Origin of the sequence: Microlunatus ginsengisoli (genome assembly GCF_039537205.1) — a bacterium.
GTDB lineage: Bacteria > Actinomycetota > Actinomycetes > Propionibacteriales > Propionibacteriaceae > Microlunatus > Microlunatus ginsengisoli.
The window spans coordinates 253,370-279,930 of record NZ_BAABAB010000005.1; the positions used below are offsets into that span (position 1 = coordinate 253,370).

Here is a 26,561-nt window from a genome sequence, read left to right on the forward strand (position 1 = left end):
TCCGCGTCGGGCCGGTGGGTCAGGACGGACCGGCGAGCCCGAGCGCGCGCAGGTCCTCGACCGCGCCGGCCGCGTCGCGGCTGGCGATGCTGCGCAGCCGTCGACGGATCCGGCCGCCCGCGGAGTCGTCCCAGCTGCCGACCGCGGCGCGGACGCGGTCCGGGTCGACCAGGGTGAGCAGCTCCGCCGCGTCCCCCGCTGCGGCGCCGTCGATCAGCGCCTCGAGCGCGAGCATCAGCGGCACGAAACCCGGACCCTCCGCGCTCGACAGCGCCCGGTCCGGGCCGTCGACGATCGCGAAGGGGAGGTCCGCCTCGACCAGCACGGAGAGCTGCTCGGCGAGGCGTCCGGCATCGATGCCTCCGATCCGGACCGCGCCGGACAGGCCGGCCGCCTCGACCTCCTCGACCGCGCGGACCCAGCCGGAGGCGTACGGGATCTCGACGAACACCGTGACGCCGTCGTCCAGCGCACCGGCGGCGGACACCACCCGGGCGGCGTTCCCGGCCAGGTCGTCCAGGTCGCGGAGTGCGGACTGGACGGCGACTACCTCGACACCGGGCACCGTACGCCCGGCCAGCGCGACCAGCCCGCCGGCACCGCCGGTGTTGACCACGACGACCTCGACCGCCTCCTCACCGGCCGCGCGTCCCAGCTCGGCCAGGCGCCGGTCCGGCACGATCAGCGGCCCGAGCGGCGCCGCCGTCGGGCCCGCCCGCAGCGAGCGATGTGCGCGCAGGACATCGATGGTGTCGACGTCCGGCTCGGCTGCCGCCAGCCCGGCGTCGTCGATCAAGCGGTCGAACACTCCCACCCTCGGCACCCTACGACCAGGGCGACATACCGGCCCCAGAATGGGGTGACATGAGCGGATACGGCGAGGCGGACGTCCAGCGCTGCCTGGCGATGGTGCGCAGCGCCTGTACGCAGTTGCCCGAGACCTCGGAGCGGCCGAGCCACGGTGGTCCCGCGTTCTTCGTCCGGGATAAGAAGTGCTTCGTCATGTTCCTCGACGATCATCACCAGGACGGTCGGCTGGCGATCTGGTGCGCGGCGCCGGACGGCGTCCAGCAACACCTGATCGAGACCGAGCCGGACCGGTTCTTCCGGCCGCCGTACGTCGGGCACCGCGGCTGGATCGGCGTCCACCTGCTCACCGTCGACCAGTCCGAGCTGGACGCCATCGCCCTGGACGCCTTCAAGGCGGTGGCGCCGCCCACCGTGCTGCGGCTGCTCGACCGCTAGACGCGCTGCGCCGCGCGCCAGGACCGTACGTCAGTCCTCGGCCAGCGCCTCGGCGGGGAACGTGACGCCGGTCAGGTCCTCCGACGCCGCCCAGAGCCGTTCGGCCAGCCCGGCGTCGCTCGCCAGGGCCGACCGGCCCACCAGGGTCGGGGCGCCGCGCTGCCGCCGCCCGTCGGGGCCGGCGTAGCTTCCGCCCGGAATGTCGGCGGTCGCGGCGAACAGGGTCGGTCGGGCGCCACCCTCGGCGGTCTGCGCGATCGCCTTGCTGACGGCCATGAACACCCGGTCCACCCGGGCGTTCCCGGTGTGGCTCTGCAGGTTGGTGGCAGCGAAACCCGGATGGGCGGCGGTCGCCCCGATCGGCGACCCGGCGGCGGTCAGCCGGCGCTGCAGCTCCAGCACGAACAGCAAGTTGGCCAGCTTGGACTGGCCGTACGCCGGCCAGCGGCGGTATTTCCGGCGCCGCCAGTCCAGATCGGTCAGGTCGAACCCGTTCCCGGCCCGGTGCGCATCGGAGGCGACGCTGACGACCCGCTCGACGATCTGCGGCAGCAGCAGGTTGGTGAGGGCGAAGTGACCGAGGTGGTTGGTGCCGAACTGCAGCTCGAAGCCGTCCGCGGTGTGTCCCAGCGGCACTGCCATCACCCCGGCGTTGTTGATCAGGACGTCGATCGGGCCCGACCAGCCGTCCGCAAAGGCCCGGACCGACGCGAGATCGGCCAGGTCCAGTTGGCGTACCTCGGTGGCGCCGCCGATCTCCCGCGCCGCCTGGTCGCCCTTCTCGGTGCTCCGGACCGCGAGCACTACGCGCGCGCCCCTGCCGGCCAGCACCTTGGCCGCCTCGAACCCGATACCGCTGTTGCCCCCGGTGATGACGAAGGTGCGGCCGCTCTGCTCAGGAATCTCGTTCGTCGTCCACGTCACTCGCCAAACCTACGTCGATGCCGGCGTCGTGCCAGGCCCGGCGGATCTCGGGCAGGTTGTCGGGTGCCACCGCGGCGGAGAGGTCGAGCAGAACGGTGGTGGCGAACCCCTCGAGAGCGGCGTCCCGGGCGGTGGCGTGGACGCAGTAGTCGGTGGCGATGCCGCAGACGTCGACCCGATCGATGGCGCGCGCACGCAGCCACTCGGCGAGCGTGCTTCCGCCCGCGTCGGTGCCTTCGAAGCCGGAGTAGGCGGCGGCGTACTCGCCCTTGTCGAAGACCGCGTCGAAGTCGCGGAAGACCAGCCGGTCGTGGAACTCCGCACCGCCCGTGCCGACCACGCAGTGGGCCGGCCAGGAGTCGACGAAATCGGGATCGTGGGCGAAGTGGTCACCGGGATCGATGTGGTGGTCGCGGGTGGCGACCACGGCGGCGTAGGGGTGCGGCCCCGACAGCAGCGCGCTGATCCGGGCCGCGACGTCGGCGCCCCCGGCCACCGCCAACGATCCGCCCTCGCAGAAGTCGCGTTGGACGTCGACGACGATCAGCGCGCGGGACCGGTCAGGCATCTCTCGCCTCCAGATAGCTGGTCTTGATCACCGGTTCGCCGCGGGAGAGCTTCATCGCGTCCATCGGCAGCTCCGCGCGGGACCGGGCGTGCCGCTCACGGGCCGCGGCCAGCTGCTCCCGGCCGACCACCTCACCGCCGACCACCAACCGCACCAGCAGGTCCCGGTCGTCGTGGTCGCCCTCGACCGGCCGGTCGATGGCGATGATCTCGGCCTCGGCGACCCCGCCGGTGAGCCGGCGCAGCGCCAGCTTGCGACCGCCGATGCTGGTCTTGTCCTTGCTCTTCTTCGCCACCGGCAGCAGGGCAGCGTCCGGCCCGGTCGAGGTCGCCCGGCTGACCAGCTTGTAGACGAAGCCGCAGGTGGGGTGGCCGCTGCCGGTGACGAGGGACGTCCCCACGCCGTAGCCGTCGACCGGCGCACTGGCCAGCGCCGCGATCTGCCACTCGTCCAGATCGCTGGTGACGATGATCCTGGTGCGCTCGGCGCCCAGGGAGTCCAGCTGCTCGCGCACCTCGGCGGCCAGCGCGCCGAGATCGCCGGAGTCCAGCCGGACCGCGCCCAGCCGGCCCTCGGTCAGCTCGACCCCGAGCCGGACGGCCTGCTCGACGTCGTAGGTGTCGACGAGCAGCGTGGTGTCCTCGCCGAGCGCGGCCAGCTGGGCGGCGAACGCGTCCCGCTCGGTGTCGTGCAGCAGGGTGAACGCGTGCGCCGCGGTGCCGGTGGTCGGTACCCCGTGCCGGCGGCCCGCCTCCAGATTCGAGGTGGCCTGGAAGCCCGCGACGTACGCCGCCCGGGCGGCAGCCACCGCCGACTGCTCGTGCGTCCGCCGCGAGCCCATCTCGATGCACGGGCGGTCGCCGGCCGCCCCGGTCATCCGCGACGCCGCCGAGGCGATCGCGGAGTCGTGGTTGTAGATGCTCAGCAGCACCGTCTCCAGCAGCACGCACTCCGCGAAGCTGCCCTCCACCACCAGCACCGGGGACCCGGGGAAGTACATCTCGCCCTCGGGATAGCCCCACACGTCGCCGGTGAAGCGGTAGTCCGCCAGCCACCCCAGCGTCTCGTCGTCGACCACCTGATGCTCGGCGAGATAGTCGATGTCCGGCTGGTCGAACGTGAATTGCTCGATCGCGTCCAGCGCCCGGTCGACCCCGGCCACCACGCCGTACCGGCGTCCGTCCGGCAATCGGCGGGCGAACAGCTCGAAGACACAGCGCCGGTCGGCCGTACCGGCCTGCCGCGCACCGCGGAGCATGGTCAGCTCGTAGTGGTCGGTGAGCAGCGCGGTGGTCACGATCCACACCCTAGGTGGCGCTTTGCGACAATGGTCGGCGTGCCTGATCCCGACGCTCCGACCGTGACCCCCGCCGGGGGCACGGCTGTCGCCGAGCGTCCGGTCGAGGACGCGCTGCTGCAGACGCCGTGGGTGACGATCGTCTGGGACGACCCGGTGAACCTGATGTCGTACGTCACCCACGTTTTCCAGTCCTATTTCGGGTATGCCAAGGCGAAGGCTCACAAGCTCATGCTCCAGGTGCATCTGGAGGGCAAGGCGATCGTCTCCAGCGGCACCCGGGAGGAGATGGAGCGCGACGTCAAGGCGATGCACGAGTACGGTCTGTGGGCGACGATGGACAAGTCCGAGGGTTGATCGGGGTCGATGAAGAAGTTCAAACGGCGCGGCGGGGTGATCAGCAGTCACCTGAGTGAGTACGAGGTGTCGTTGCTGACGAATCTCGTCGACCAGCTGATCGGCATGGTGGCGGAGGAGAAGCCGGCCGCTCCGGCGGCCGACGAGGACCCGTTCGAGGCCTTGGCGCGCGATCTGGAGGACAAGGCCGATCCGCCCGAGGATCCGGTGCTGCGCCGGCTCTTCCCGGACGCGTACCCGGGCGACCCCGAGGCCTCGGCCGACTTCCGGCGCTTCACCCAGCGCGAGCTGAGCGACAAGAAGGTGACCGAGGCGCTGGTCGTCCGCACCGGACTGGAGCAGACCCAGGGCGGTGCGTACGAGGTCCGGATCCCGGTCGACGACGCGGACCTGTGGCTGCGCACGCTGACCAGCCTGCGACTGGCCGTGGCCATCCGGCTCGGCATCACCGACGCCGACACCGCCGACGAGCTGTCCGATCTGCCCGACGACGATCCGCGCGCGTTTATGGCCAGCGTCTATGACTGGCTCGGCTTCGCCGAGGAGACGCTGATCTCCGCGCTGTAGCGAAGGGTCGAGCACTGAGACGGCCATCTCAGAGTGCGGGCGCCGGACAGCCGCGGCGAGGGCGCCACCTACGCTCGGCGGCGTGCTGACCATCGCGCGGGCGCACGTCGACGCCATCATCGCTCACGCTCGCGCGGACTATCCCGACGAGGCGTGCGGGGTGGTCGTCGGCCCGGAGGGCTCGGACGATCCGGTGCGCTACGTCAAGATGACCAACGCCGAGCGGTCGCCGACGTTCTTCCAGTTCGACCCAGGCGAGCAGCTGGCGCTGTACAAGGAGATGGACGCGAACGACGAGGAGATCGTCGTCGTCTATCACTCGCACACCTTCACCGAGGCGTACCCCTCGCGCACCGACATCGGCCTCGCGGTCGAGCCGCAGGCCCACTACGTGCTCGTTTCGCTGGCCGATGACACGAGTGGGAATGCGGATGTTCCGGTGCGGTCGTATCGGATCACCGACGGCGACGTCTTCGAAGAGGAGATCCGGATCACGGAATAGCCTCCGGGACCGGTCGGTTGAAGCAACAACAAGCTTCGCGTACGAGGAGAGTTGAGCTATGGCGGTAGAGGTACGGATCCCGACGATCCTGCGTACGTTCACGGGCGGCGCCAAGATCGTCGAGGGCGACGGCGACACCTTGCTGAAGGTGATCGACGACGTGGAGAGCCGCCACCCCGGACTGAAGGACCGGCTGGTCGAGTCGAGCGCGCTGCGCCGGTTCGTGAACGTCTACGTCAACGACGAGGACGTCCGGTTCACCGGCGGTCTGGGCGCCCCGACCGCCGACGGTGACGTCGTGGTCGTGCTGCCTGCGGTCGCCGGCGGCCAGTGACCGACGCCGGCCGACCGACGTCGCGACCGAGTTGATCTCGTGACGCGTTATGCGGACTTGGCCGACTCGGTCGGCAACACACCGCTAGTCGGACTGCCGAGTCTGTCCCCCGGCGGGGACGTACGGCTGTGGGCGAAGCTGGAGGACCGCAACCCCACCGGCTCCATCAAGGATCGCGCCGCGCTGCAGATGATCCGCGCCGCCGAGGCCGAGGGCACGCTCCGGCCGGCCTGCACCATTCTGGAGCCCACCAGCGGGAACACCGGCATCTCGCTGGCCATGGCGGCCAAGCTCGCCGGCTACCACCTGATCTGCGTGATGCCGGAGAACACCTCGCCCGAGCGGCGCCAGCTGCTGCGGATGTGGGGCGCCGAGATCGTCTCCTCCCCGGCGGCCGGCGGATCCAACCAGGCGGTCGCGATCGCCAAGCAGCTCGCCGCCGAGCATCCCGACTGGGTGATGCTGTATCAATACGGCAACCCGGCCAACGCCGAAGCCCACTACCTCGGCACCGGCCCGGAGATCCTGGCCGACCTGCCCGAGGTCACGCACGTCGTCGCCGGGCTCGGCACCACGGGCACCCTGATGGGGATCGGCCGGTTCTTCGCCGAGAACAAGCCATCGGTGAAGATCGTCGCCGCCGAGCCGCGCTACGGCGAGCTGGTCTACGGGCTCCGCAACATCGACGAGGGCTTCGTGCCGGAGCTGTACGACGCCGCCTACGTCACCACCCGGTTCTCCGTCGGCGCCCGCGATGCGATTCGGCGGGTCCGCGAGCTGCTCGAGCGCGAGGGGATCTTCGCCGGCCTGTCCACCGGCGCGATCGTGCACGCCGCGCTCGGCATGGCCGCCCGGGCCGTCAAGGCCGGCGAGGCCGCCGACATCGTCGTGATCGTCCCCGATGCGGGCTGGAAGTATCTGTCCACCGGCGCCTACAACGAGGACATCGACGCCACCGAGGACTTCCTGGACACCCAAGTCTGGGCGTGACGCGCTAAGCGTCACTCGTTCTTCGTCGTTCGTGGAGGAAAAGGCGCCTCCACTCTCTCCTCATCACTCCTGACGGCGCGTCACGCTGATATTTGACTGTCCTCGCTCCGCTCGGACGGGCTCGCTCCGCTCGCGTGATGGCGGGTCGCCGGGAACGCGTCGCGGAGATCGCGTGTCGCGAATCGACCTCGCGCTGGTCGGAAAGCGTCTACTTCGGCCGTTTTCGCGATTGCGAGGTCGATCGGCGACATCGGGCAGAGGTGTCGCGCCATGGCCGGCCTGGAATCGGGAAGGATAGCGCCGTGGCCGGAACCGCGTCGTCGTTGCGCTTCGCGCTGATGGTCACCGGGGTCAGCGGGTTCTTGGACGCCTATACCTACCTGTGCCGAGGCGGCGTGTTCGCCAACGCCCAGACCGGGAACGTGATCTTCCTGGCGCTGGATCTGTCCGAGCGGCAGTGGGGCCAGGCGTCGCAGCACCTCTGGCCGATCCTGGCCTTCGTGCTCGGCGTCGCCATCGCCACCCATGTGAAGCGGGGCAAGCTCGACGCCCTGCTGCCGTACCCCATCCGGTGGACGGTCGGACTCCAGGTGCTGGTGCTCGCGATCATCGGTTTCGTGCCCGCATCCGTGCCGCACTCCTTCGTCACGGTGCCGGTTGCGTTCCTGGCCGCGATGCAGATCGAGTTGTTCCGCAGCATCGGTGGCCTGAACTATGTCGCGGTCGCCACCACGGGCAATCTGATGCGCTGGGTCGAAGCCGGCTATACCCGGCTGGTCGAGCCCACCGCGGACTCCGGCCATGCGGTCCGGGTCTATTCCCTGGTCGTGCTCGCGTTCGCCGGCGGTGCCGTGGTCGGCGCGGTCGCCACCCAGTGGCTGGACGTCCGCGCGGCCTGGGTCGCCGGCGGGGTGCTCGCCCTGACGCTGGTGCTGTTCGTCATCGACGAGCGGGTCGACTGACCCGGCCGTGCCGACTCGAGGGAGAAGTACGCTTGCCAGCCGTGAGAGCTGACTCCGAGGCGCCGATCGGGATCTTCGACTCCGGCTTCGGCGGCCTCACGGTCGCCCGCGCGGTGATCGACCAGTTGCCCAACGAGGACATCGTCTATCTGGGCGACACGGCCAGGGCGCCGTACGGCGAGCAACCGATCGCCAGTGTCCGTGAGTTCGCGCTGGAGTGCCTGGACCACCTCGTCGAGCAGGGCGTGAAGATGCTCGTGATCGCCTGCAACTCCGGCAGCGCCGCCGTGCTCCGCGACGCCCGCGAACGCTACGCCGTGCCCGTTGTCGAGGTGATCCTGCCGGCCGCCCGCCGGGCCGTCTCGGCCACCAGGTCCGGCCGGGTCGGGGTGATCTGTACCGAGGCGACGGCAACCTCCCAGGCCTACGACGACGCGTTCGCCGTCGCGCCGCAGGTCACGCTGACCACCTCGGCCTGCCCGCGGTTCGTCTCCTTCGTCGAGGCGGGGATCACCGGCGGTCCGGACCTGCTCTCCGCGGCGGAGCACTATCTCCGGCCACTCCAGGACGCCCGGATCGACACCCTCATCCTCGGCTGCACGCACTATCCGCTGCTCACCGGCGTGATCAGCTACGTGCTGGGCGACGGCGTGGGCCTGGTGTCCAGCGCCGACGAGTGCGCCAAGGAGGTGTACGCGGTGCTCACCCGGCTGGGCCTCACCCACGACACCCCGCGAACACCGACATACCGCTTCCTGACCACCGGCAGCCCCGAGACGTTCGAGGGCATCGGGCACCGGTTGATGGGCGGCCTGGTCACCGGCGTCGAGCAGTTCGCCTGACATGCGGCTGATCGTCGTCGGGTGCAGCGGATCCGCGTCCGGGCCGGACTCGACCGCGTCCTGCTACCTCGTCCAGGCGCCGTACGATGGCCGCACGTTCTCGCTGGTCCTCGACCTCGGCCCCGGCTCGTTCGGCCGGCTCTACCGCTATCTCGACCCCGCCGACGTCGACGCGATCGGGCTCTCCCACCTGCACCCCGACCACTGCCTGGACCTGACGGGCTTCTACGTCGCGGCGACGTACGCGCCGAGCGCGCCCTGGCCGACGATTCCGGTCTTCGGCCCGGCCGGCACCGCGGGCCGGATCGCCGCCGCGTACGACGTCCCGGGCGCCGGACCGGAACCCGGCCCGGGGATCGCCCACCGGTTCGACTACCGAACCTGGCGGCCGAGCCAGCGGATCGGCCCGTTCGTCCTGACCACGATCGCTGCCGCGCACTCGGTGGACGCGTACTCGCTGCGGGTGACCGACTCCGACGGAGGCAGCCTGGTCTTCACCGGCGACACCGGTCCGAACCCGGCCCTGGCCGGGTTCGCCCGTGGTGCGGACCTGCTGCTGTCCGAGGCGGCCTTCATGGACTCGCCGGACAACCCGCCCGGGATCCACCTGTCGGGCCGCGACGCGGCCGAGGTCGCCGCCGCCGCCGGCGTGAGCCGGCTCGTGCTCACCCACATCCCGGCCTGGAACGATCGCGAGCTCGTTCTCGCCGAGGCCAGACCGCACTTCGCCGGCCCGATCGATCTCGCCGCCCCCGGATCTTCGTTTGCCCTCAGGACCTAAGCCAGCCCGATTACCCAACCTTTACAGCCTAAACTCACAGTTTCCACACAGCGAAGGCCCTGTGACTGCCATGATCCGGATCGAGCGCTGGTCGTGACCGGAGCGATGTGGTCGTGTCACGCAGCCGATTCCCTGCGACCTGTCCTGCTGATCGCGTGAACTGGGAGACGGCTGCCGTCGGGGAGCGAGGACGGCATGGATGGTTGGCGCAATCGGCTCGTCGTTGGCGTGGCGACCTTCGGACTGGTCCTGGCCGGGCTCGCGGCCGGTTCGGCGCCCGCCCAGGCGGCGCCCACTGGCTTCAGCCTGGAGAACCTTCCGTTCACGGGTCTGATCGAGCCGGTCGGTGTGGAGTTCGCGGACACTGGACAGGTGTTCGTGGCCGAGCGGCGCGGCGTGATCAAGGTCTTCGACAACCTCGACGACAGCTCCAGCCGTACCGTGGCAGACCTGCGTCTCCGGGTCTTCAACGGCGGCGACCGCGGACTGCTCGGGATGGCCTTGGATCCTCAATATCCCACGCGTCCGTACCTGTGGGTGCTCTACGCGAAGGACGCTGAGGTCGGCGGCACCGTGCCGAAGTACGGCAATGCGACCAGCGACTACGACTCCTGCCCCGACGGTGGCGCCAACGACTGTCGGGTCTCGGGTGAACTGAGCAGGCTCACCTTGAATCCCGCAGACGGGACCTGGACCAACCAAGAGTCGGTGCTCCTGTCGGGGTGGTGCCAGCAATACGGCAGCCACTCCATCGGTACCGTGACCTTCGGCACTGACGGCTATCTCTATGTGAGCGCGGGTGACGGCGCCTCCTACAACAACACTGATGTTGGCACGATCGGCAGCGAGCGCTGCGACGATCCGTCGCCCTACGGCGGTGCGCTGCGGTCCCAGTCAGTCCGGCGACCCGCCGGCACAGCCGCTGTTTTGAACGGCGCAGTTCTGCGTCTGGTGCCCGACACCGGCGCTCCCGCCCCAGGCAATCCGTTTGCCTCCGATCCGGACCCGATCCGGCAGCGAATCATCGCCTACGGCATGCGTAACCCCTTCCGCATCGCGCCGCGACCCAATACGAATCAGATGTGGGTCGCGGACGTCGGGTGGAACGCCTGGGAGGAGATCAACAGAATCGACGTCGACGGCGTTGCGAAGAACTTCGGATGGCCCTGTTATGAGGGCGACGCTCGACAGAGCGGCTACGACTCAGCCAATACGCCACTGTGCGAGTCGCTATACACGGCTGGCCCCGCCGCCGTCAGCGCGCCGCTGTTCACCTACAACCACGGCTCGACGGTCGGGGGAAGCGCCTGCCCGACCGGAGGGTCCGCCGTCTCGGCGATCGAATTCCCGGTCAACGCGACCGCCTACCCGGCGGCGTATCGCGGCGGTGTCTTCTTCGGTGACTACTCCCGCCGCTGCATTTGGTATGCCAATCTGACCGGTTCGACGATAGACACCGGCTCGATCACGACGTTCGATGCGACGGCATGGCCGGCGGAACTGGAGACCGGGCCCAACGGCGACGTATATGTGGTGGACATCGTCGCCAATGCCATCAAGCGGATCAGGTACAACGCAGGCGGCAATACCCCGCCGATCGCCATCGCCCGAGCCGACAAGACCAATGGCCCGATCCCGCTGACCGTCCAGTTCGACGGATCTGGTTCCAGCGATCCGGACGCCGGCAGCAGCATCAGCTTTGCCTGGGATCTGGACGGAGACGGCGCGTTCGACGACTCGACCGCTGTGAGTCCGACCTGGACATACTCCGCGACCGGGGCGGTGACCGCTCGATTGCAGGTCACCGACGAGAACGGCGCCCGTTCCGTGGCGTCGGTGACGGTGACCGCGGGCAGTTCGGCGCCGGTCGTGACCATCAGCTCCACGGCTACCGCGAGCCCGTGGAAGGTCGGTGACGACGTCGGGTTCACCGTGCAGGCCGCAGATGCCGAAGACGGCGTTCTCAAGCCGTCCGCGATCAACACAAGGCTCATCATCGAGCACTGTCCGGGCGGCGCCAACTGTCACGAACACGTGCAGCAGACCTTCCCCGGTGTGGCAAGCGGCTCCTTCATCGCACCGGATCACGAGTATCCGTGCTGGTTGAAGCTTGAATCGTCGGCCACCGACTCCTCCGGCATCACGACGACGACCAATCTCAGGCTCGATCCGTCCGTGGTCAATCTGACGATCGATTCCCAGCCCAGCGGTCTGCAGGCGGTCGTGGGCTCGGACCAGCGGACCACTCCGTTCACGGTGCCGGTCGTGCAGGGATCCGAGAACACCATCGCCGTCCCGAGTCCGCAGACAGCCGGCGCAACATACACCTTCTCCTCCTGGTCCGACAACGGCGCGGTGTCACACAATGTCGTTGCGAACAGCTCTACGACCTACACGGCGCGATTCGACCAGTCGGGGACGGGATCGTGGCCCATAGCCGGACTGGTCGGGGCGTGGTCCTTCGACGAGGGCACCGGCTCGACTGCTTTCGACGGGTCGGGTCAGGGCAACAGCGGGACGGTGAACGGACCCACCTGGACTGCCGCCGGGAAGTACGGCGGCGCCCTCACCTTCGACGGCGTGAACGACCGGGTCGACATCCCTGATCGAGCGAGTCTGGACCTCACCACCAACCTCACTCTCAGTGCCTGGGTTCGTCCGACGACGCTGCGAAGCTGGAGCCAGGCTGTGTTGAAGGAGAACGGCAACGGTCTGTCGTACGCGCTGTATGCGACCGGGGAAACTGGCAATCGCCCAAACGGGTCGCTGTCGATCGGCGGAGCCGACCGTTACATCGACGCCACGGCAGGGCTGAGTGCCAACACCTGGGCACATCTCGCCCTGACCTACGACGGCTCGACGATGCGTCTCTACGTCAACGGCGCGCAAGTCGCCTCCCGTGCTCAGTCCGGCGCGGTCCCGGTCAGCGCCAATCCGCTGCGCATTGGGGGCAACGCGGTCTGGGGTGAGTGGTTCAGCGGTCAGATCGATGAGGTACGCGTCTACAACAGGGCGCTGAGCGCGACCGAGGTCGGCATGGATTCGACGACGGCCGGCGCCCCCGACACGGTCCCTCCGACGACCCCGGGCGGACTGAGCGCGACCGGTTCGACGTCGTCGGTCGCGCTGGCGTGGACGGCGTCGACCGACAACCGGTCGACTCCGACGTACGAGGTGCACCGCAGTCAGGTATCCGGATTCAGCCCTGCCGCGGCCACCCGCATCGCTAGCGGAGTGTCTGGCACCACCTACAGCGACGCTCCGCTCGCCGCCGGAACCTACTACTACCGGGTGATCGCCTCGGACGGCGTCAACCTCAGTTCACCGTCGTCTCAGGCGGTTGCGACAGTCACCGGCGACACAACGTCGCCCAGCGCCCCGGGAGCATTCGTGGCGACCCTGACCGGGACGACGGCAACCTTGAACTGGAGTGCGTCCACCGACGACGTCGCAGTGACCGAGTATCAGGTCCTCCGGACTGGTCCTGATGGCAGCACGACCTTCGCCGTTGTGTCGCCGACCACCAGCCTCACCGACACCAACCTTCCGGCTGGCACCTATGACTACTCGGTGCGGGCGAGGGACCTAGCCGGGAACTGGTCGGCCTACTCGCCTAGCAGAACGCTTACCGTCGTGATAGACATGGCGCCCCCGACGGTCACGGTGACATCCCCGATTTCCGGAGCGACGGTCTCTGGCGCGGTGAGTCTGACGGCGACTGCCGGCGATGACGTCGGGATCGCGGGTGTCCAGTTCAGGGTGGACGGGACGTCGGTAGGCGCCGAGGACACCAGCCCGCCGTACGCGGTGTCCTGGAGCAGTGCAGCCGCCGCCAACGGCACTCACCAGATCACTGCCGTCGCCCGCGACACCGCCGGAAAGACCACGGTCTCGGCCATAGTTTCCGTATCGGTTGCAAACACTGGCCCGAGCGGTCTCGTCGGGGCGTGGTCGTTCAACGAAGGCACCGGCACGACGGCCGCCGACAGCTCTGGTCAAGGCAACAACGGAACGCTCAGCGGCGGGCCGACCTGGACCTCGGCCGGGAAGTACGGCGGCGCGATCACGTTCGACGGAGTCAACGACATGGTGGCCATCCCGGACGCCAACAGTCTCGACCTCAGCAACAATCTCACCGTCGCGGCCTGGGTGCGGCCCACCGCGCAGGGGGCCTGGAGAACCGCCGTGCTCAAGGAGAGAACCAGCGGTCTCACTTATGCCCTCTATGCCAACGGTGCGACCGGCAACCGACCCAACGGGACCTTGGCGATCGGTACGCAGGATCGCGAGGTCAACGGCACGACGGGGCTCACGGCGAACACTTGGACCCACGTCGCGTTGACCTACGACGGAACCACGATGCGGCTGTACGTCAACGGCACGCAGGTCGCAAGTCGAGCCCAGACCGGGAGCGCGCCGAACGGAACGGGCCCACTGCGAATCGGGGGCAATGCGGTTTGGGGTGAGTGGTTCACGGGGCAGATCGACGAGGTGCGGGTGTACAGCCGTGCGCTGAGCGCCGCCGAGGTCGGCACGATCCGCGACGCTCCGCTCTGATCCCATCGGAGCACGAACCTCTCGAGCCCTGCGCAGCATTGTCGGTTGAACGACCTAAGGTGGCCGGCATGGTTTCGCGCAGTGACGGGAGACGCCCCGACGAGCTTCGTCCGGTCCGGTTCACCAGGGGCTGGCTGGAGCAGGCCGAGGGGTCGGTCCTGGTGGAGTTCGGTTCGACCCGGGTGCTGGTCGCCGCGAGCGTGACCGAGGGGGTCCCGCGCTGGCGCAAGGGGAGCGGACTGGGCTGGGTGACGAGTGAGTACGCGATGCTGCCGCGGGCCACCAACACCCGCTCCGACCGCGAGTCGGTGAAGGGCCGGATCGGCGGGCGCACGCACGAGATCAGCCGGTTGATCGGTCGCAGCCTGCGCGCGGTGATCGACTACGCCGCGCTCGGTGAGAACACCATCGTCATCGACTGCGACGTGCTGCAGGCCGACGGCGGCACCCGGACGGCCTCCATCACGGGGGCGTACGTCGCGCTGCACGACGCCGTCGAGTGGCTCCGCGCCCGCAACGCGCTGAACGGGGAACCGCTGACCGGCTCGGTCGCGGCGGTCTCGGTCGGCGTGGTCGGCGGCGAGCCGATGCTCGACCTCTGCTACGTCGAGGACTCCGCCGCCGACACCGACATGAACGTGGTGATGAGCGGGACCGGGTCCTACATCGAGATCCAGGGCACGGCCGAGGGGGTGCCGTTCGACCGGTCGACCCTGGACCGGCTGCTGGAGCTGGGGGCCGACGGCTGCGCGGAGCTCACCCGGCTCCAGGACCAGGCCCTTCGACAGGTTCAGGGCACGTGACGGCATGACGAGGGTCGTGCTGGCCACCACCAACGCCAAGAAGCTGCTCGAGCTGCGGCGCATCCTGGCCGCCGCGGCGGCGGCGGAGGATCGGGCCGGGGCCGCGAACGCCATCGAGATCCTCGGGCTTGCCGACGTACCCGGCTATCCGGAGCCGGCGGAGACCGAGTCGACGTTCGAGGGGAACGCGCTGCTCAAGGCTAGGATCTGTGCCCGCAGCACCGGCCTGCCGGCGCTGGCGGACGACTCCGGCCTGTCGGTCGAGGTGCTGAACGGCATGCCCGGTGTCCGGTCGGCCCGCTGGGCCGGTCCGCAGGCGAGCGACGACGACAACAACGAGCTCCTGCTCCGCCAGCTGTCCGACGTGCCGGCCGAGCGGCGGGCGGCCCGCTTCGTCTGTGCCGTCGCCCTGGTGCTGCCGGACGGGACCGAGCACGTCCGGCGTGGCGAGATGCCGGGTGCGCTGATCAGCGAGCTGCGCGGGCACAATGGCTTCGGCTACGACCCGATGTTCGTCGCGCTCGGCCAGGAGCGGTCGAACGGGGAGCTGACGTCGGAGGAGAAGGACGCGATCAGCCACCGCGCCCAGGCGCTGCGGGCGATCGCGCCGGTCCTGATCGACGAGCTCGCCACCAGCTAGCCGGAAGGAACGACGCGCCATGCAGACCTACCTCGACCTGCTCGACCGCGTGCTCACCAGCGGAGTGCACAAGTCCGACCGGACCGGCACCGGCACGCTGAGCGTCTTCGGCCACCAGATGCGGTTCGACCTGCGGCAGGGCTTCCCGCTGCTGACCACCAAGAAGCTGCACACCAAGTCGATCGTCGCGGAGCTGCTCTGGTTCCTGCAGGGCTCGACCAACGTCAAGTGGCTGCACGAGCAGGGCGTGACGATCTGGGACGAGTGGGCCGACGACGACGGCGAGCTGGGTCCGATCTACGGCTATCAGTGGCGTTCCTGGCCGACGCCCGACGACGGCCACGTCGACCAGATCGCCCGGGTGATCGAATCGATCACCACCAACCCCGACTCGCGACGCCACCTGGTCAGCGCCTGGAACGTGTCCGACCTGGACCAGATGGCGCTGCCGCCGTGCCACACGATGTTCCAGTTCTATGTCGCCGACCGGAAGCTGTCCTGCCAGCTCTACCAGCGCTCGGCCGACATCTTCCTCGGCGTCCCGTTCAATATCGCCTCGTATGCGCTGCTGACCCACCTGGTCGCGCAGGTCACCGGGCTCGGCGTCGGCGACTTCGTGCACACGCTCGGCGATGCGCACCTCTATACCAACCACATCGACCAGGCCCGGCTCCAGCTGACCCGCGAGCCGCGTCGGCTGCCGGCGCTGGAGCTCAACCCGGATCGTACGGAGATCGACGATTTCGAGCTCGGCGACATCGCGTTCGTCGGCTACGACCCGCATCCGGGCATCAAGGCGCCGATCGCCGTCTGAGGCCGAGCCGGATGACCGAGATCGTCGCCATCGCCGCCGTCGCCCGGAACGGGGTGATCGGCGCGGACGGCGACATCCCGTGGCGGGTTCCCGAGGATTGGGCCAGGTTCAAGCGGCTGACCATGGGCCGGCCGCTGGTGATGGGCCGGAAGACGTTCGACTCGATCGGGCGGCCGCTGCCCGGCCGGACGACGTACGTCGTCACCCGGGACCGCCGCTGGCGCGGCGACGGCGTCCGGACCTTTCCGACGGTCGGCGAGGCGGTCGACGCGGCCCGCGCCGAGGTGGACGGGTCCTCCGGGTCCGAGCCGGCGGTCGTCTGGGTGGCCGGCGGCGGGGAGGTGTATCGCGCGGCGTGGGACCGGCTGGACCGGCTCGAGATCACCGAGGTCGATGCGGCGCCCGACGGTGACGCGACCTTCCCGCCGATCGCGCCGGAGCAGTGGACCGAGACGGCGCGGGAGCCACACGACGGCTACGCGTTCGTCAGCTACCGGCGGCGCACGTCACGCCGACATGACGATCGGTGAACGAATCGGTTCCACCGGGCGAGTCGTGCCGCCGTCTCGCCGCCTCGCTGCCTAGGGTTCGTCGCGATCGGTCCGCAACGGGCGGATCGGAGCACGAGTAGGAGCATTACATGTCCGAGCCAAAGCTCAGCGCCAAACTCGGCGCCGAGGCCTTGGGGACTTTCTGGCTGGTGTTCGGGGGCTGTGGAAGCGCGGTGCTGGCAGCTAAGTTCCTGGTCGACCCGAACAACACGCAGTTGGGCATCGGCTTCGTCGGTGTCGCGATCGCGTTCGGTCTGACCGTGCTGACCGGCGTGTACGCGTTCGGTCACGTGTCCGGTGGCCACTTCAACCCGGCCGTCAGCATCGGGCTGGCGGTGGCGAAGCGGTTCGAGTGGAAGCTCGTCGGGCCGTACGCGATCACCCAGATCGTGGCCGGGACCGTGGCTGCCGGTGTGCTGTTCGTGATCGCCTCCGGCAAGGCCGGGGTCGGCGCGACCGCGGTGCGGCTGAGCGGCTTCGCCACGAACGGCTACGGGGCGCTTCCCGGCAACTTCGGCTCGCCCGGCGACTACGGGCTGCTGGCCTGTCTGATCACCGAGGTCGTGCTGACGGCCGTGTTCGTCTTCGTCATCCTGGGTGCGACCGATGCCCGGGCGCCGAAGGGCTTCGCCGGGATCGCCATCGGGCTCTGCCTGACACTGATCCACCTGGTGTCCATCCCGGTGACCAACACCTCGGTGAACCCGGCCCGGTCGCTGGCGGTGGCATTCTTCGTCGGCGGCCCGCCGCTGGCGCAGGTCTGGCTGTTCATCGTGGCGCCGATCGCCGGTGCGGTGATCGCCGGTGCGACGTACGCGGCGATCACCGGGGCCAAGGATCCGGTGGACGTCGGGATCGCGAACAACCCCGATGTCGGGACGGCGCCGACCGCCTGACCACACGCTCCGTCGATGCCCGCCCGGATCTTCCGGGCGGGCACGTGCGTTCTCCGGCCCTGGATCGTCCACCCGGCGCACCGGGATGGAGCTCGCGATGGACCACAGCTGGGTATTCACCACGGTGCCGAAGGAGGGACTCGAACCCTCACACCCGAAGGCACAGGAACCTAAATCCTGCGTGTCTGCCAGTTCCACCACTCCGGCGCAGCTCGCGGCGCGGGCCGCCGCTCGTCGCGGCCTCACATCGTACGGGTCAGACGGCCAGCTCGCGACGGAGCCGGTCGACGTGGCCGACAGCCTTGACGTTGTATTGCGCGATGGCGATCGTGCCCGTGCCATCCGCGTCCACGTCGACGATGAAGGTCGACCTGATCACGCCCTCGATCAACTTGCCGTAGAGCAGCTTCTCGCCGTAGGCGCCGTACGCACCGAGCACGGTCTTGTCCTCGTCGGACAGCAGCGGGAAGGACACCGACTGCTGGTTGCGGAACTGGGCGAGCTTGGACTGCGGGTCGGGGGAGATCCCCAGCACGGCGATGCCGGCGTCGCCCAGCTCGTCCATCGCCGCGGTGAAATCGACCGCCTGGGTGGTGCAGCCGGGTGTCATCGCGGCCGGGTAGAAATAGACGATCACCCGGCGCCCGGCGAAGTCGGCGAGCGACACCTCGTTCCCGTCGGCGTCGGGCAGGGTGAAGGCCGGAGCGGGGTCGCCGGCGGCGAGTCGGACGGTCATGGCCGCCACCCTAGCCGGGCCCCCGAGACCGCCTGCCACGGGCGACAGGCCGCTCCACCTCGCAGCCGGCTGCGCGGGCTGCAATACGCTGTGAGCGAGTCGTCACCAGACTCCAGACGAGGCGAGCCATGCCTCGAGGCCGTGTGGAGCAGACCGCACCACAAGGAGAGGACCACGCCGTGTCAGCCAGCAACCCGTCGCGCCCGCCGCGCACCAAGTCGCAGATCGAGGCCGACCTGGCAGCGACGCGTTCCCGGCTCACCGACTCGGTGGAATCGCTGATCGACACCACTCACCCCAATCGGATCAAGCAGCGAACAGTGGCCGATGCCAAGCAGTTCGCCCGCGACCAGGTGGAGGAGGCCAGGTCGCTGGTGTTCACCGCGCGCGGGGACCTGCGCACCGGGCGCGTCATCCGGATCGCCGGCGCCGTGGCCGGCGCGATCGCGTTCGTGCTGGTCCTGCGCGGCATCGCGCAACGCGGGCAGCGAGCCTGAGCCACTCGTGAGCGACAGCGACGCGTCCGAGGCGCTGCCGATCCGGATGCTGCACGACCGGGTGCTGGTCTCGACCGAGGGCGAGTCGGGGGAGCGCCGCAGCGGAGGCGGCATCGTCATCCCGGCCACGGTGGCGATCGGACGCCGGCTCGCCTGGGCGCTGGTCGTCGCGGCCGGCGCCAACGTCCGGTCGGTGAAGGTCGGCGACCGGGTGCTGTTCGATCCCGAGGACCGCGCCGAGGTCGAGATCCGCGGCAAGGACTACGTGCTGTTGCGCGAGCGCGATCTGCATGCGGTCTCGGCCGAACGAACCTCCGACGGACGCACGGGCCTGTATCTCTGAACGATCCAGCCTCCGATTTCGATCCCGCCGCGGGTCGCGCGAGCCCGGAAGATGATCTTGCGTCAGATGTAGATAACGAATCTGAACTCAACGTGAGAAAATGTGGTCCAACTCACGGTTTGCGTCCTAGGGTGTCGAGATGGGTCCAGCGTCCGCTGGGCGCCTCGTCGAAGAAGTGAGGCTTCATGGCATTCGTGAGGAAGGCGCGGCGCGGACTCATCGCAGCCGCGGCGTTGAGTGCGGTCTTCGTAGCGGCCGCGTGTGGTGGCAGCGGCGGATCGCCGAGCGGTGGTGGCAGCGCCTCCGGTTCCGCAGGTGGCGCGGACTGGACTAAGCAGGGCGACATCGAGTACTGGCAGGGCAAGGACACCTCGCAGAGCGGCTGGCTGCAGAAGACGATCGACGCCTTCAACGCGCAGCACCCGAACGGCAAGGTGACCGTGCACGAGCTGCCGGACAACGCGGACCAGCAGCGTCAGCAGATGATCCAGAACGTCCAGATCAAGAACCCGAAGATGGCCGTGGTGAGCGTCGACGTGGTCTGGACCTCGGAGTTCGCGGCCAACAGCTACATCGTCGCTCCGCCGGAGGGCTCGATCGACACCAGCAAGTGGCTGAAGGCGGCCGTCGACGCGGCGACCTACTTCAACAAGCTGTACGCGATTCCGAGCACGTCCGACGGCGGCCTGCTGTACTACCGGACCGACCTGCTGAAGAAGTACGGCTTCTCGGCTCCGCCGACCACCTTCGACGAGATGAAGCAGCAGTGCGACAAGATCATCGCCGGTGAGAAGGACTCCAAGCTCAACTGCTTCGCCGGTCAGTACAACAAGTACGAGGGCCTGACGGTGAACGTCGCCGAGGCGATCAACAGCGCCGGTGGCGTGATCGTCGGCGACGACGGCAAGCCGAACGTGAACACGCCGGAGGCTCAGAAGGGCCTCGGCACGCTGGTCGACTGGTTCAAGGACGGCACGATCCCCAAGGGTGCCATCACCTGGCAGGAGGAGGACGGCCGGCGCGCGTTCCAGGCCGGACAGCTCGTCTTCCACCGCAACTGGGGCTACGTCTACAACCTGGCCAACAAGACCGACGGTTCGTCCAAGGTTGCCGGCAAGTTCGCTGTCGCGCCGCTGCCGGGCATCACGGTCACCCCGGGTGTCTCGAGCCTCGGTGGTCACAGCTTCGGCATCACCTCGACCGGCGAGAACAAGGGCACCGCGCTCGACTTCGTCAAGTACATGACGACTGCCGAGAATCAGAAGGCCCAGGCGCTGGCGACCTCCAGTGCACCGGTGCTGGAGTCGCTGTACAACGACCCCGACCTGGTGAAGGCGTTCCCGATGTACCCGACGTTGCTGAAGTCGATCCAGAGCGCCAAGCCGCGTCCGAAGGTCGTGAACTACGGTGACGTCACCCTCGCCATCCAGGACTCGTCCTACTCGGCGCTCCAGGGCCAGATTCCTACCGATCAGGCCTTGCAGCAGATGCAGAGCAAGTTGGAGACTCTGATCAAGTAGGCACAGTCGAACAGTCCCGACCGATGGTCAGTCGAGTCCCCGGTGCTGCGCAAGCGCGGCACCGGGGACTGCGGCTGCAAGCCAGGTAAGGAGGGTTGACCGCATGGCGACTGCCACGGCGGCATCACCGGCCGTCCAAGGAGACGGTCACAAGCACAAGAAGAACGCGCTCAGCGACGGTCAGGGCAAACTCGCCTGGATCCTGCTGGCGCCGACCCTGATCGTCATCATCGTCGTCGCCGGTATCCCCGTGGTGATGTCGATCCGGGAGTCGTTCTTCCAGACCAACAGCGGTGTGGACCCGAACACCGGCCTGATCGCGGCCGGGGAACAGTTCGTCGGGCTTCAGAACTTCACTAACGTTTTCACCGGCCAGGACCTGGTCCAAGGCAACTGGGGCCAGATGGGCCGGTTCTGGAACGCGTTCTGGAACACCACCGCGATCACCATCGTCTGTGTCATCGCCGAGACCATCATCGGTGTCGCGATGGCCCTCATCATGGCCAAGGCGTTCCGCGGCAAGGGCCTGGTCCGAGCCGGCATCCTGGTGCCGTGGGCCATCCCGACCATCGTCTCGGCGCTGATGTGGAAGCTGATCTTCGACGAGGCCGGCGTGATGAACCGGATCCTCGGCACGCAGATCCTCTGGCTCGCCGACAACACTCCGGCCTTCTGGGCGGTGTTCATCGCCGATGTGTGGAAGACGGCGCCGTTCATCGGGCTGCTCACCCTGGCCGGGCTCCAGACCATTCCGGCCGAGGTCTACGAGGCCGCGAAGGTCGACGGGGCCACCACCTGGCAGCAGTTCGTTCGGATCACGCTGCCGATGGTCAAGCCGACCCTGATCGTCGCGGTGCTGTTCCGCACGCTCGACACCATGCGGATGTTCGACCTGCCGTACGGCATGATCGGGCCGGGCAAATACCACGTGGAGACCCTGTCGATCTTCTCCTACCTGGAGGCGACCCAGAACCGGTACGGTCCTGCGGCGGCCTATGCGATCGTGCTGTTCATCTACGTGCTCCTGGTGGCCTTCCTGTTCGTCCGGCTGCTCGGTGCTGACGTGATCGGCGACAGCGGGATGCCGAAGAAGAAGAAGAACAAGAAGGGCGACAACGATCTCCCGGTGCCCGCCACGGCGCTGGAGATGGCAGGAGGGGCGCACTGATGTCGACTACCGCACCCGCAGCTCCGACCGAGTCGCACCTGACGTCCGACGAGGTCGCCGCTCTCGCCCACCCGAAGCCGAGCCCGAAGGCGCGGATCGGCAAGATCGCCTCCTACATCGGGATGGCGGCGATCGTGCTGTACTGCATCATCCCGTTCTACTGGATGATCGTGTCCTCGCTCCGGCTCCCGACGATGGGCCGGGACACCTCGTTCATCCCCAACCCGGCGTCGACGGCGAACTATGCCGCCGTGTTCGGGCCGCAGAACAACTTCGGCCGCTCCCTGGTCAACTCCCTGATCGTGTCGGGGACGACGACCATCGTGACCCTGCTGTTCGGCATCGTCGCGGCGTACGCCCTGGCGCGGCTGAACTTCCGGGGCAAGGGCGGCGTGCTCTGGCTGATCATGGCCTGCTCCATGTTCCCGATCGTGGTGCTGCTGCCGCCGTTGCTGAAGATGTTCTCCTCGACCGAGCCGTTCACCTGGTTCCCGTACTGGATCAACACCTACCAGTCGGTCATCATCCCGGGCCTGAGCTTCGGTCTGCCGCTGGCGGTCTGGAACCTGACCGCGTTCTTCAAGCAGCTGCCGGTCGAGCTCGAGCAGGCCGCGATGGTCGACGGCTGCACCCCTGGTGTCGCGTTCCGGAAGGTCATCCTCCCGCTGGCGGCACCCGGTGTGTTCACCACGGCGATCATCGTGTTCATCGGCTCGTGGAACGAGTTCCTGCTGGCTCTGACGTTCCTGCAGGATCCGTCCAAGCAGACCGCGACCGTGGCGATCAGCAAGTTCACCGGTTCGTCCGGGTTCGACACCCCGTACGGCACCATCATGGCGGCCGGTGTGATCGTCACCGTGCCGCTGCTCCTCGCGGTGCTGATCTTCCAGCGCCGCATCGTCGCCGGCCTCACCGCGGGTGGCGTGAAGTAGTAGTCCCTGTGCCCTGAGCTCGTCGAAGGGCGCCGAATGCCAGATCTGGCGCAGTCGCTCACGGCGACTGCGCCAGAACTGCGTTGTGATCCTGTTCAGTTGTCCCGGCGCGCCCGGCGCTCCTGCCAGAGTCGCTGCAGTTGCTGGACCCCGACCCCGATCGAGATCGCGAAGGTGATGGCGATGACCGTCGCCCAGACCGGGTGGTGGGCGATCCTGCCACCGATCGTGCCGACCGAGGAATAGATCCCCGCCCACAACCCGCAGGCCAGCACGGTCGCGGGGAGGAAGCGGCGGATCGGGAAGTGAGAGAGGCCGAGAGCGGCGATCACCGGCGTTCGCCCGCCCGGGATCAGCCGGCCGGTCACGATCGCGTGGAACGAGTTGCGGGTGAGCCCCTGCTGAGCCTGGGCGACCCGCGGCGCGAACTTGCTGCGCTCCACCCACGGCCCGACCCAGCGGGCACCGAACCGCACCTGGAGCAGCAGCAGGCAGTCGCCGATGATCGAGCAGACCCAGGTGATCAGGAAGATCAGCCAGGCGTTCAGCTTCGAGTACGACCCCACTGCCGCCGCCGCACTCACGACCTCCCCGGTCGGCACGAACGGGATCGCCGACCCGACCAGCACCCACAGTGCCAGGGTCAGGTGTCCGCGTACCGGGTCCATGCGCTTCACCGTAGGTCGCCGGCCTGTGGAATCGCCCAGCAGACCCGGCGCGCCGCCGCCGCGCGCTCCGTCAGCCGTCGATCCAGGTCGACTCGCCGGCGGTGACCCGTGCGGTGCCGCCGGTCAGCGCGGCGATCTCGGCGGTCAGAGTGTCCACGCGAGCGGCGCCGACGAGGAGGGTGAGGACGACCCCGGACGCGTCGTACCGGGCATCGACGACCTGCCGCCCGGCGGCCCGCAATTCCGTCTCCACCCGGCCCGCCTGATGGTGACCGACGACGACCTCGACCCGGACCGCTCGCGTCCGGCCGATCCTGCCCGCCACGGCGAGCGCGGCCCGTGCGGCATCCCCGTACGCCCGGACCAGACCGCCGGTGCCGAGCAGCGTGCCGCCGAACCACCGGGTGACCACCACGACCACGTCGCTGACCCGCACCTGGTCGATCGCGGCCAGGATCGGCGCGCCGGCCGTGCCGGCCGGTTCGCCGTCGTCGCTGCTGCGCTGGAGCGCCCGATCCGGTCCGAGCACGTACGCCGAGCAGTGGTGCCGGGCGTCCAAGTGGTCCCGGCGAGCCGTCGCGATGACGGCGCGTGCCGCGTCCTCGTCCTCGACCCGCTCGGCGTGGGCGAGGAAGCGCGAACGTCTCGCCTCGATCTCGGCATCGGCGGACCGGGCGATCGCGGCGTAGCCGTGGTCGGACATGGCGGTTCCTTTGTCCCGGCTGGTCGGAAGTGGTAAGTCTGTCAATGGATCCAGGCTTGCGTCAGGGGTGGCGGGATGAGCTATCTGCACGAGGTGGACGAACTGCAGGCGAGCGATGAGGTCGCCCGGCTGTATGAGGAGGACCGGGCCCGGCTCGGGCACGTGGCGAACTACACCCGTACGTTCTCGGCCAGGCCGGCGGTCTACCGGGCCTGGCAGGCGCTGAACGGTTCGGTGAAGGCGGCCACGGACCTGCGGACCTACGAGGTCGCGACAGTGGCCGCCGCGCGCGAGCTGCGGTCGAGCTATTGCCTGCTGGCCCACGGCTCGGTGCTGGCCGGGATCGTCGGCGAGACCGGCGTGCACGAGCTGGTCGCCGGCGACGACGGCGCGCTCGACGCCCGCGACCGGGCCGTGGCCCGGCTGGCCGCCAAGGTCGCCACCGACGCGTCATCGATCACCCCGGACGACTACGCCGAGCTCCGGGGACTCGGCGTCGACGACGCGGGCATCCTCGACGTCGTGCTGGCCGCCGCGGCTCGCTGTTTCTTCAGCACCGTGCTGGACGCGACCGGGACGCTGCCCGACGCCGCCTACGCGTCGGCGCTCTCGCCCGCGCTGGTCGGCGAGCTCACCGTCGGGCGCCCGATCGAGGAGTCTGCCGGCTGAGCGGCCCGGTCGCGGATCAGCCCTCCGGCCGGTGGCAGACCGCCTCCACGTTGTTGCCGTCGGGATCGCGGACGAAGGCGCCGTAGTAGTTCTCGTGGTATTCCGGCCAGAGTCTCGGCTCGTGCAGGACCTCCGCCCCCAGCGCGGTGGCCGCCTCGAAGAAGGCCCGGACCGAGGCCCGGTCCGCGGCGGCGAAGGCGATGTGGGACTCGCGGAAGCCCTCGCCCGAGTCGAACGCGCTGATCCAGAACTGCGGGTGGCTCGGCTCCCCATAGCCGATGGCCACCCCGAAATCCATCACCCGCCCGAACCCGAGCGCGCCCAACACGCTGTCGTAGAACGCCGAGCTGGCCGGCAGGTCGGTGCACTGCACCCCGAAGTGGTCGATCATGGATCGATCCTGGCAGGCGGGGCCGACAGTCCCGCGCGCGGCGAGCATCGCGTCGCTGATCGACCCCGGAAGCCCCGCCGGAGGGCATGTCGCACGGCGCTGTACAGCCATCGTCCGGTAGGTCATATTTCAGAAACGGCCCGGGTGGGATCATCGCACGAGGGCTCGGAGGAGGCGAAGGCCAGGATGCTGCGCGCGATGGTGATCGGGACCGGCTGGGCTGGTGAGGGGTATGTCGCCGCGCTGCGCTCATCGGGGGTGAGGGTGGTGGCGCTGTGTGGACGGAGCCCGGAACCCGCGTACGCACTGGGGGCGCGACTCGGGATCGAGGACGTACGGACGGACTGGCGAGTCGCCATCGACCAGCTGGCCCCCGACATCGTGGTGGTGGCCACCCCGGCCGGACCGCACTGCGAGATCGTCGAGTACGCCGCGGCGCGGGGAGCCCACCTGATCTGTGAGAAGCCGTTGGGGCGCAGCGCCGACGAAGCCCGGCGCATGGTGGCGGCCGTCGAGAGGGCAGGAGTCAAGCATGCGTACGGCGCGACCACGCGGTATGCACCCGGGTTGTCACAGGCGCGGTCCCTCGTCGCCGACGGGGCGATCGGTGAGGTGCGCGAGGTCGAGGTGGTTTCGCACTTCGGGATGTCACCCCTGCAGCCGTACTGCTGGATCCACAGTCTCGAGCAGGGCGGGGGTGTGCTCGGGAATGTGTACACCCACTTCCTCGCCCAGGCACAGTATGTGACGGCCGGGATTCCGCAGTGGGCGTCCGGGCACACCGACCTGGTCGTCACTCGGGTTCCGGCCGGGCCGGCGGTGCACGACTTTCGGACCTGGGAGCCACTGGACGCAACCGAAGCGGCTGCCGGCGAGTGGCGGGACAACGATGCTGAGCTCGCCGCGACGGTGATCACCGAACTCGACCTGGCCGGCGGGGGGAAGGTGAGTGCGCTGTTTCGTGCGTCGGCCTTCACCAGCGCGCGCGCCGACGGCTACTTCGCCATCTACGGGACGACCGGGACCCTGCACTTCGACGGCTATCCGTGGTTCCACCGCTTGCAGCACCTGACCACCGCGAGCGGTCGGTGGACGGAGATCGCGATCCCTGCGGTGGATGATCCGATCCAATGGGGATGGAAGCGCTTGGCCGCAGACCTCGTCGCGGACATCGCTGGCTCGGGGGGCGAGGGCTATCCGACCTTCCGCGACGGATATGTCGCCAACCGGCTGATCGATCAAGTGCGCGCGGCAGCCGCACGGTGAGCGACGTCGGCGTGGAGGCGAAGAGGGAGCCGCATGAT

The 26,561-nt window shown here is 69.0% G+C and carries 30 protein-coding genes and 1 tRNA gene; 22 read left to right on the top strand and 9 right to left on the bottom strand.

Translation table 11 applies throughout. The features are described 5' to 3' along the window. Positions 1-19: 19 nt before the first annotated feature. Entirely contained in the window at positions 20-814 is a 795-nt protein-coding gene (locus ABD747_RS03425) for a hypothetical protein (RefSeq protein ID WP_344801687.1), read from the bottom strand. Positions 815-864: 50 nt separating this feature from the next. On the opposite strand from ABD747_RS03425, the gene ABD747_RS03430 reads away from it, so the two are divergent. Continuing rightward, complete coding sequence (locus ABD747_RS03430; protein ID WP_344801688.1) at positions 865-1,245, top strand: MmcQ/YjbR family DNA-binding protein; 381 nt, start codon at positions 865-867, stop codon at positions 1,243-1,245. A 30-nt stretch (positions 1,246-1,275) separates the two neighbouring features. Here the strand turns inward: ABD747_RS03430 and ABD747_RS03435 are convergent, their stop codons facing one another. The 3 genes from ABD747_RS03435 to ABD747_RS03445 are packed head-to-tail and all read right to left on the bottom strand — an operon-like array spanning position 1,276 to position 3,995. Further along, complete coding sequence (locus tag ABD747_RS03435; protein WP_344801689.1) at positions 1,276-2,169, bottom strand: oxidoreductase; 894 nt, start codon at positions 2,167-2,169, stop codon at positions 1,276-1,278. After that, positions 2,141-2,737, bottom strand: coding sequence for an isochorismatase family protein (locus ABD747_RS03440; protein ID WP_344801690.1), 597 nt, complete (start codon positions 2,735-2,737; stop codon positions 2,141-2,143). The genes ABD747_RS03435 and ABD747_RS03440 overlap by 29 nt, the downstream gene beginning before the upstream one ends. After that, complete coding sequence (locus ABD747_RS03445; protein ID WP_425562476.1) at positions 2,730-3,995, bottom strand: nicotinate phosphoribosyltransferase; 1,266 nt, start codon at positions 3,993-3,995, stop codon at positions 2,730-2,732. Before ABD747_RS03445 ends, ABD747_RS03440 begins: the two co-directional genes overlap by 8 nt. 69 nt (positions 3,996-4,064) lie before the next feature. On the opposite strand from ABD747_RS03445, the gene clpS reads away from it, so the two are divergent. From clpS to aqpZ, 14 genes are all read left to right on the top strand, one after another. Beyond that, positions 4,065-4,391, top strand: coding sequence for an ATP-dependent Clp protease adapter ClpS (gene clpS / locus ABD747_RS03450; protein WP_344801692.1), 327 nt, complete (start codon positions 4,065-4,067; stop codon positions 4,389-4,391). Between the two features lie 9 nt (positions 4,392-4,400). Next, positions 4,401-4,958 (top strand): DUF2017 domain-containing protein, encoded by a 558-nt coding sequence (locus tag ABD747_RS03455; RefSeq protein WP_344801693.1) that lies wholly within the window; start codon positions 4,401-4,403, stop codon positions 4,956-4,958. An 82-nt stretch (positions 4,959-5,040) separates the two neighbouring features. After that, positions 5,041-5,460, top strand: a complete 420-nt coding sequence (locus ABD747_RS03460) for a M67 family metallopeptidase (protein ID WP_344801694.1) — start codon at positions 5,041-5,043, stop codon at positions 5,458-5,460. A gap of 58 nt (positions 5,461-5,518) precedes the next feature. Beyond that, the gene (locus ABD747_RS03465) at positions 5,519-5,794 is read left to right on the top strand and encodes a MoaD/ThiS family protein (RefSeq protein WP_344801695.1); all 276 of its coding nucleotides are present in this window, start codon (positions 5,519-5,521) and stop codon (positions 5,792-5,794) included. A gap of 39 nt (positions 5,795-5,833) precedes the next feature. Next, positions 5,834-6,784: a PLP-dependent cysteine synthase family protein gene (locus ABD747_RS03470; RefSeq protein ID WP_344801696.1), complete on the top strand. Its 951-nt coding sequence runs from the start codon at positions 5,834-5,836 to the stop codon at positions 6,782-6,784. A gap of 302 nt (positions 6,785-7,086) precedes the next feature. Beyond that, a complete protein-coding gene (locus tag ABD747_RS03475) occupies positions 7,087-7,746 on the top strand; it encodes a YoaK family protein (RefSeq protein ID WP_344801697.1) in 660 nt (219 codons plus the stop codon). Positions 7,747-7,778: 32 nt separating this feature from the next. Beyond that, complete coding sequence (gene murI, locus ABD747_RS03480) at positions 7,779-8,588, top strand: glutamate racemase (protein WP_425562472.1); 810 nt, start codon at positions 7,779-7,781, stop codon at positions 8,586-8,588. Position 8,589: 1 nt separating this feature from the next. Next, complete coding sequence (locus tag ABD747_RS03485) at positions 8,590-9,369, top strand: MBL fold metallo-hydrolase (protein ID WP_344801699.1); 780 nt, start codon at positions 8,590-8,592, stop codon at positions 9,367-9,369. A 195-nt stretch (positions 9,370-9,564) separates the two neighbouring features. Then, positions 9,565-13,926: a LamG-like jellyroll fold domain-containing protein gene (locus ABD747_RS03490; RefSeq protein WP_344801700.1), complete on the top strand. Its 4,362-nt coding sequence runs from the start codon at positions 9,565-9,567 to the stop codon at positions 13,924-13,926. Between the two features lie 68 nt (positions 13,927-13,994). Next, positions 13,995-14,729: a ribonuclease PH gene (gene rph / locus ABD747_RS03495; protein WP_344801701.1), complete on the top strand. Its 735-nt coding sequence runs from the start codon at positions 13,995-13,997 to the stop codon at positions 14,727-14,729. 4 nt (positions 14,730-14,733) lie between these two features. Beyond that, positions 14,734-15,369 carry an RdgB/HAM1 family non-canonical purine NTP pyrophosphatase gene (gene rdgB / locus ABD747_RS03500; RefSeq protein ID WP_344801702.1) on the top strand — a complete coding sequence of 212 codons (636 nt, stop codon included), beginning with the start codon at positions 14,734-14,736 and terminating at the stop codon, positions 15,367-15,369. 19 nt (positions 15,370-15,388) lie between these two features. After that, positions 15,389-16,183 carry a thymidylate synthase gene (locus ABD747_RS03505; protein ID WP_344801703.1) on the top strand — a complete coding sequence of 265 codons (795 nt, stop codon included), beginning with the start codon at positions 15,389-15,391 and terminating at the stop codon, positions 16,181-16,183. Positions 16,184-16,194: 11 nt separating this feature from the next. Next, positions 16,195-16,713, top strand: coding sequence for a dihydrofolate reductase (locus ABD747_RS03510; protein WP_344801704.1), 519 nt, complete (start codon positions 16,195-16,197; stop codon positions 16,711-16,713). Positions 16,714-16,823: 110 nt separating this feature from the next. Then, positions 16,824-17,630: an aquaporin Z gene (aqpZ, locus tag ABD747_RS03515; protein ID WP_344801705.1), complete on the top strand. Its 807-nt coding sequence runs from the start codon at positions 16,824-16,826 to the stop codon at positions 17,628-17,630. Positions 17,631-17,755: 125 nt separating this feature from the next. Here the strand turns inward: aqpZ and ABD747_RS03520 are convergent. Beyond that, a tRNA-Leu gene (locus ABD747_RS03520) sits at positions 17,756-17,837 on the bottom strand. A 49-nt stretch (positions 17,838-17,886) separates the two neighbouring features. Beyond that, the gene (gene bcp / locus ABD747_RS03525; protein WP_344801706.1) at positions 17,887-18,366 is read right to left on the bottom strand and encodes a thioredoxin-dependent thiol peroxidase; all 480 of its coding nucleotides are present in this window, start codon (positions 18,364-18,366) and stop codon (positions 17,887-17,889) included. Between the two features lie 179 nt (positions 18,367-18,545). Between bcp and ABD747_RS03530 the strand changes: the two genes are divergently transcribed. The 5 genes from ABD747_RS03530 to ABD747_RS03550 all read left to right on the top strand — a co-directional run bounded on the left by ABD747_RS03530 (position 18,546) and on the right by ABD747_RS03550 (position 22,826). Then, positions 18,546-18,863, top strand: coding sequence for a DUF3618 domain-containing protein (locus ABD747_RS03530; RefSeq protein WP_344801707.1), 318 nt, complete (start codon positions 18,546-18,548; stop codon positions 18,861-18,863). A 46-nt stretch (positions 18,864-18,909) separates the two neighbouring features. Further along, positions 18,910-19,206, top strand: coding sequence for a GroES family chaperonin (locus ABD747_RS03535; RefSeq protein ID WP_344801774.1), 297 nt, complete (start codon positions 18,910-18,912; stop codon positions 19,204-19,206). 185 nt (positions 19,207-19,391) lie between these two features. Continuing rightward, positions 19,392-20,726 (top strand): ABC transporter substrate-binding protein, encoded by a 1,335-nt coding sequence (locus ABD747_RS03540; protein ID WP_344801708.1) that lies wholly within the window; start codon positions 19,392-19,394, stop codon positions 20,724-20,726. A gap of 103 nt (positions 20,727-20,829) precedes the next feature. Continuing rightward, entirely contained in the window at positions 20,830-21,894 is a 1,065-nt protein-coding gene (locus tag ABD747_RS03545) for a carbohydrate ABC transporter permease (protein WP_344801709.1), read from the top strand. A 122-nt stretch (positions 21,895-22,016) separates the two neighbouring features. After that, entirely contained in the window at positions 22,017-22,826 is an 810-nt protein-coding gene (locus tag ABD747_RS03550) for a carbohydrate ABC transporter permease (RefSeq protein ID WP_344801775.1), read from the top strand. 95 nt (positions 22,827-22,921) lie between these two features. On the opposite strand, the gene ABD747_RS03555 is transcribed toward ABD747_RS03550, so the two are convergent. Together ABD747_RS03555 and ABD747_RS03560 are read right to left on the bottom strand one after the other, a co-directional pair. After that, positions 22,922-23,494 (bottom strand): DedA family protein, encoded by a 573-nt coding sequence (locus ABD747_RS03555; protein WP_344801710.1) that lies wholly within the window; start codon positions 23,492-23,494, stop codon positions 22,922-22,924. Positions 23,495-23,564: 70 nt separating this feature from the next. After that, on the bottom strand, positions 23,565-24,197 hold the full coding sequence (locus ABD747_RS03560; RefSeq protein ID WP_344801711.1) for an IMPACT family protein: 633 nt from the start codon (positions 24,195-24,197) through the stop codon (positions 23,565-23,567). A gap of 75 nt (positions 24,198-24,272) precedes the next feature. Between ABD747_RS03560 and ABD747_RS03565 the strand changes: the two genes are divergently transcribed. Beyond that, on the top strand, positions 24,273-24,866 hold the full coding sequence (locus tag ABD747_RS03565) for a carboxymuconolactone decarboxylase family protein (RefSeq protein ID WP_344801712.1): 594 nt from the start codon (positions 24,273-24,275) through the stop codon (positions 24,864-24,866). Positions 24,867-24,882: 16 nt separating this feature from the next. Here the strand turns inward: ABD747_RS03565 and ABD747_RS03570 are convergent, their stop codons facing one another. Beyond that, positions 24,883-25,257 carry a VOC family protein gene (locus ABD747_RS03570; RefSeq protein ID WP_344801713.1) on the bottom strand — a complete coding sequence of 125 codons (375 nt, stop codon included), beginning with the start codon at positions 25,255-25,257 and terminating at the stop codon, positions 24,883-24,885. Positions 25,258-25,401: 144 nt separating this feature from the next. On the opposite strand from ABD747_RS03570, the gene ABD747_RS03575 reads away from it, so the two are divergent. Continuing rightward, the gene (locus ABD747_RS03575) at positions 25,402-26,523 is read left to right on the top strand and encodes a Gfo/Idh/MocA family protein (protein ID WP_344801714.1); all 1,122 of its coding nucleotides are present in this window, start codon (positions 25,402-25,404) and stop codon (positions 26,521-26,523) included. The last annotated feature ends 38 nt before the right edge of the window (positions 26,524-26,561 follow it).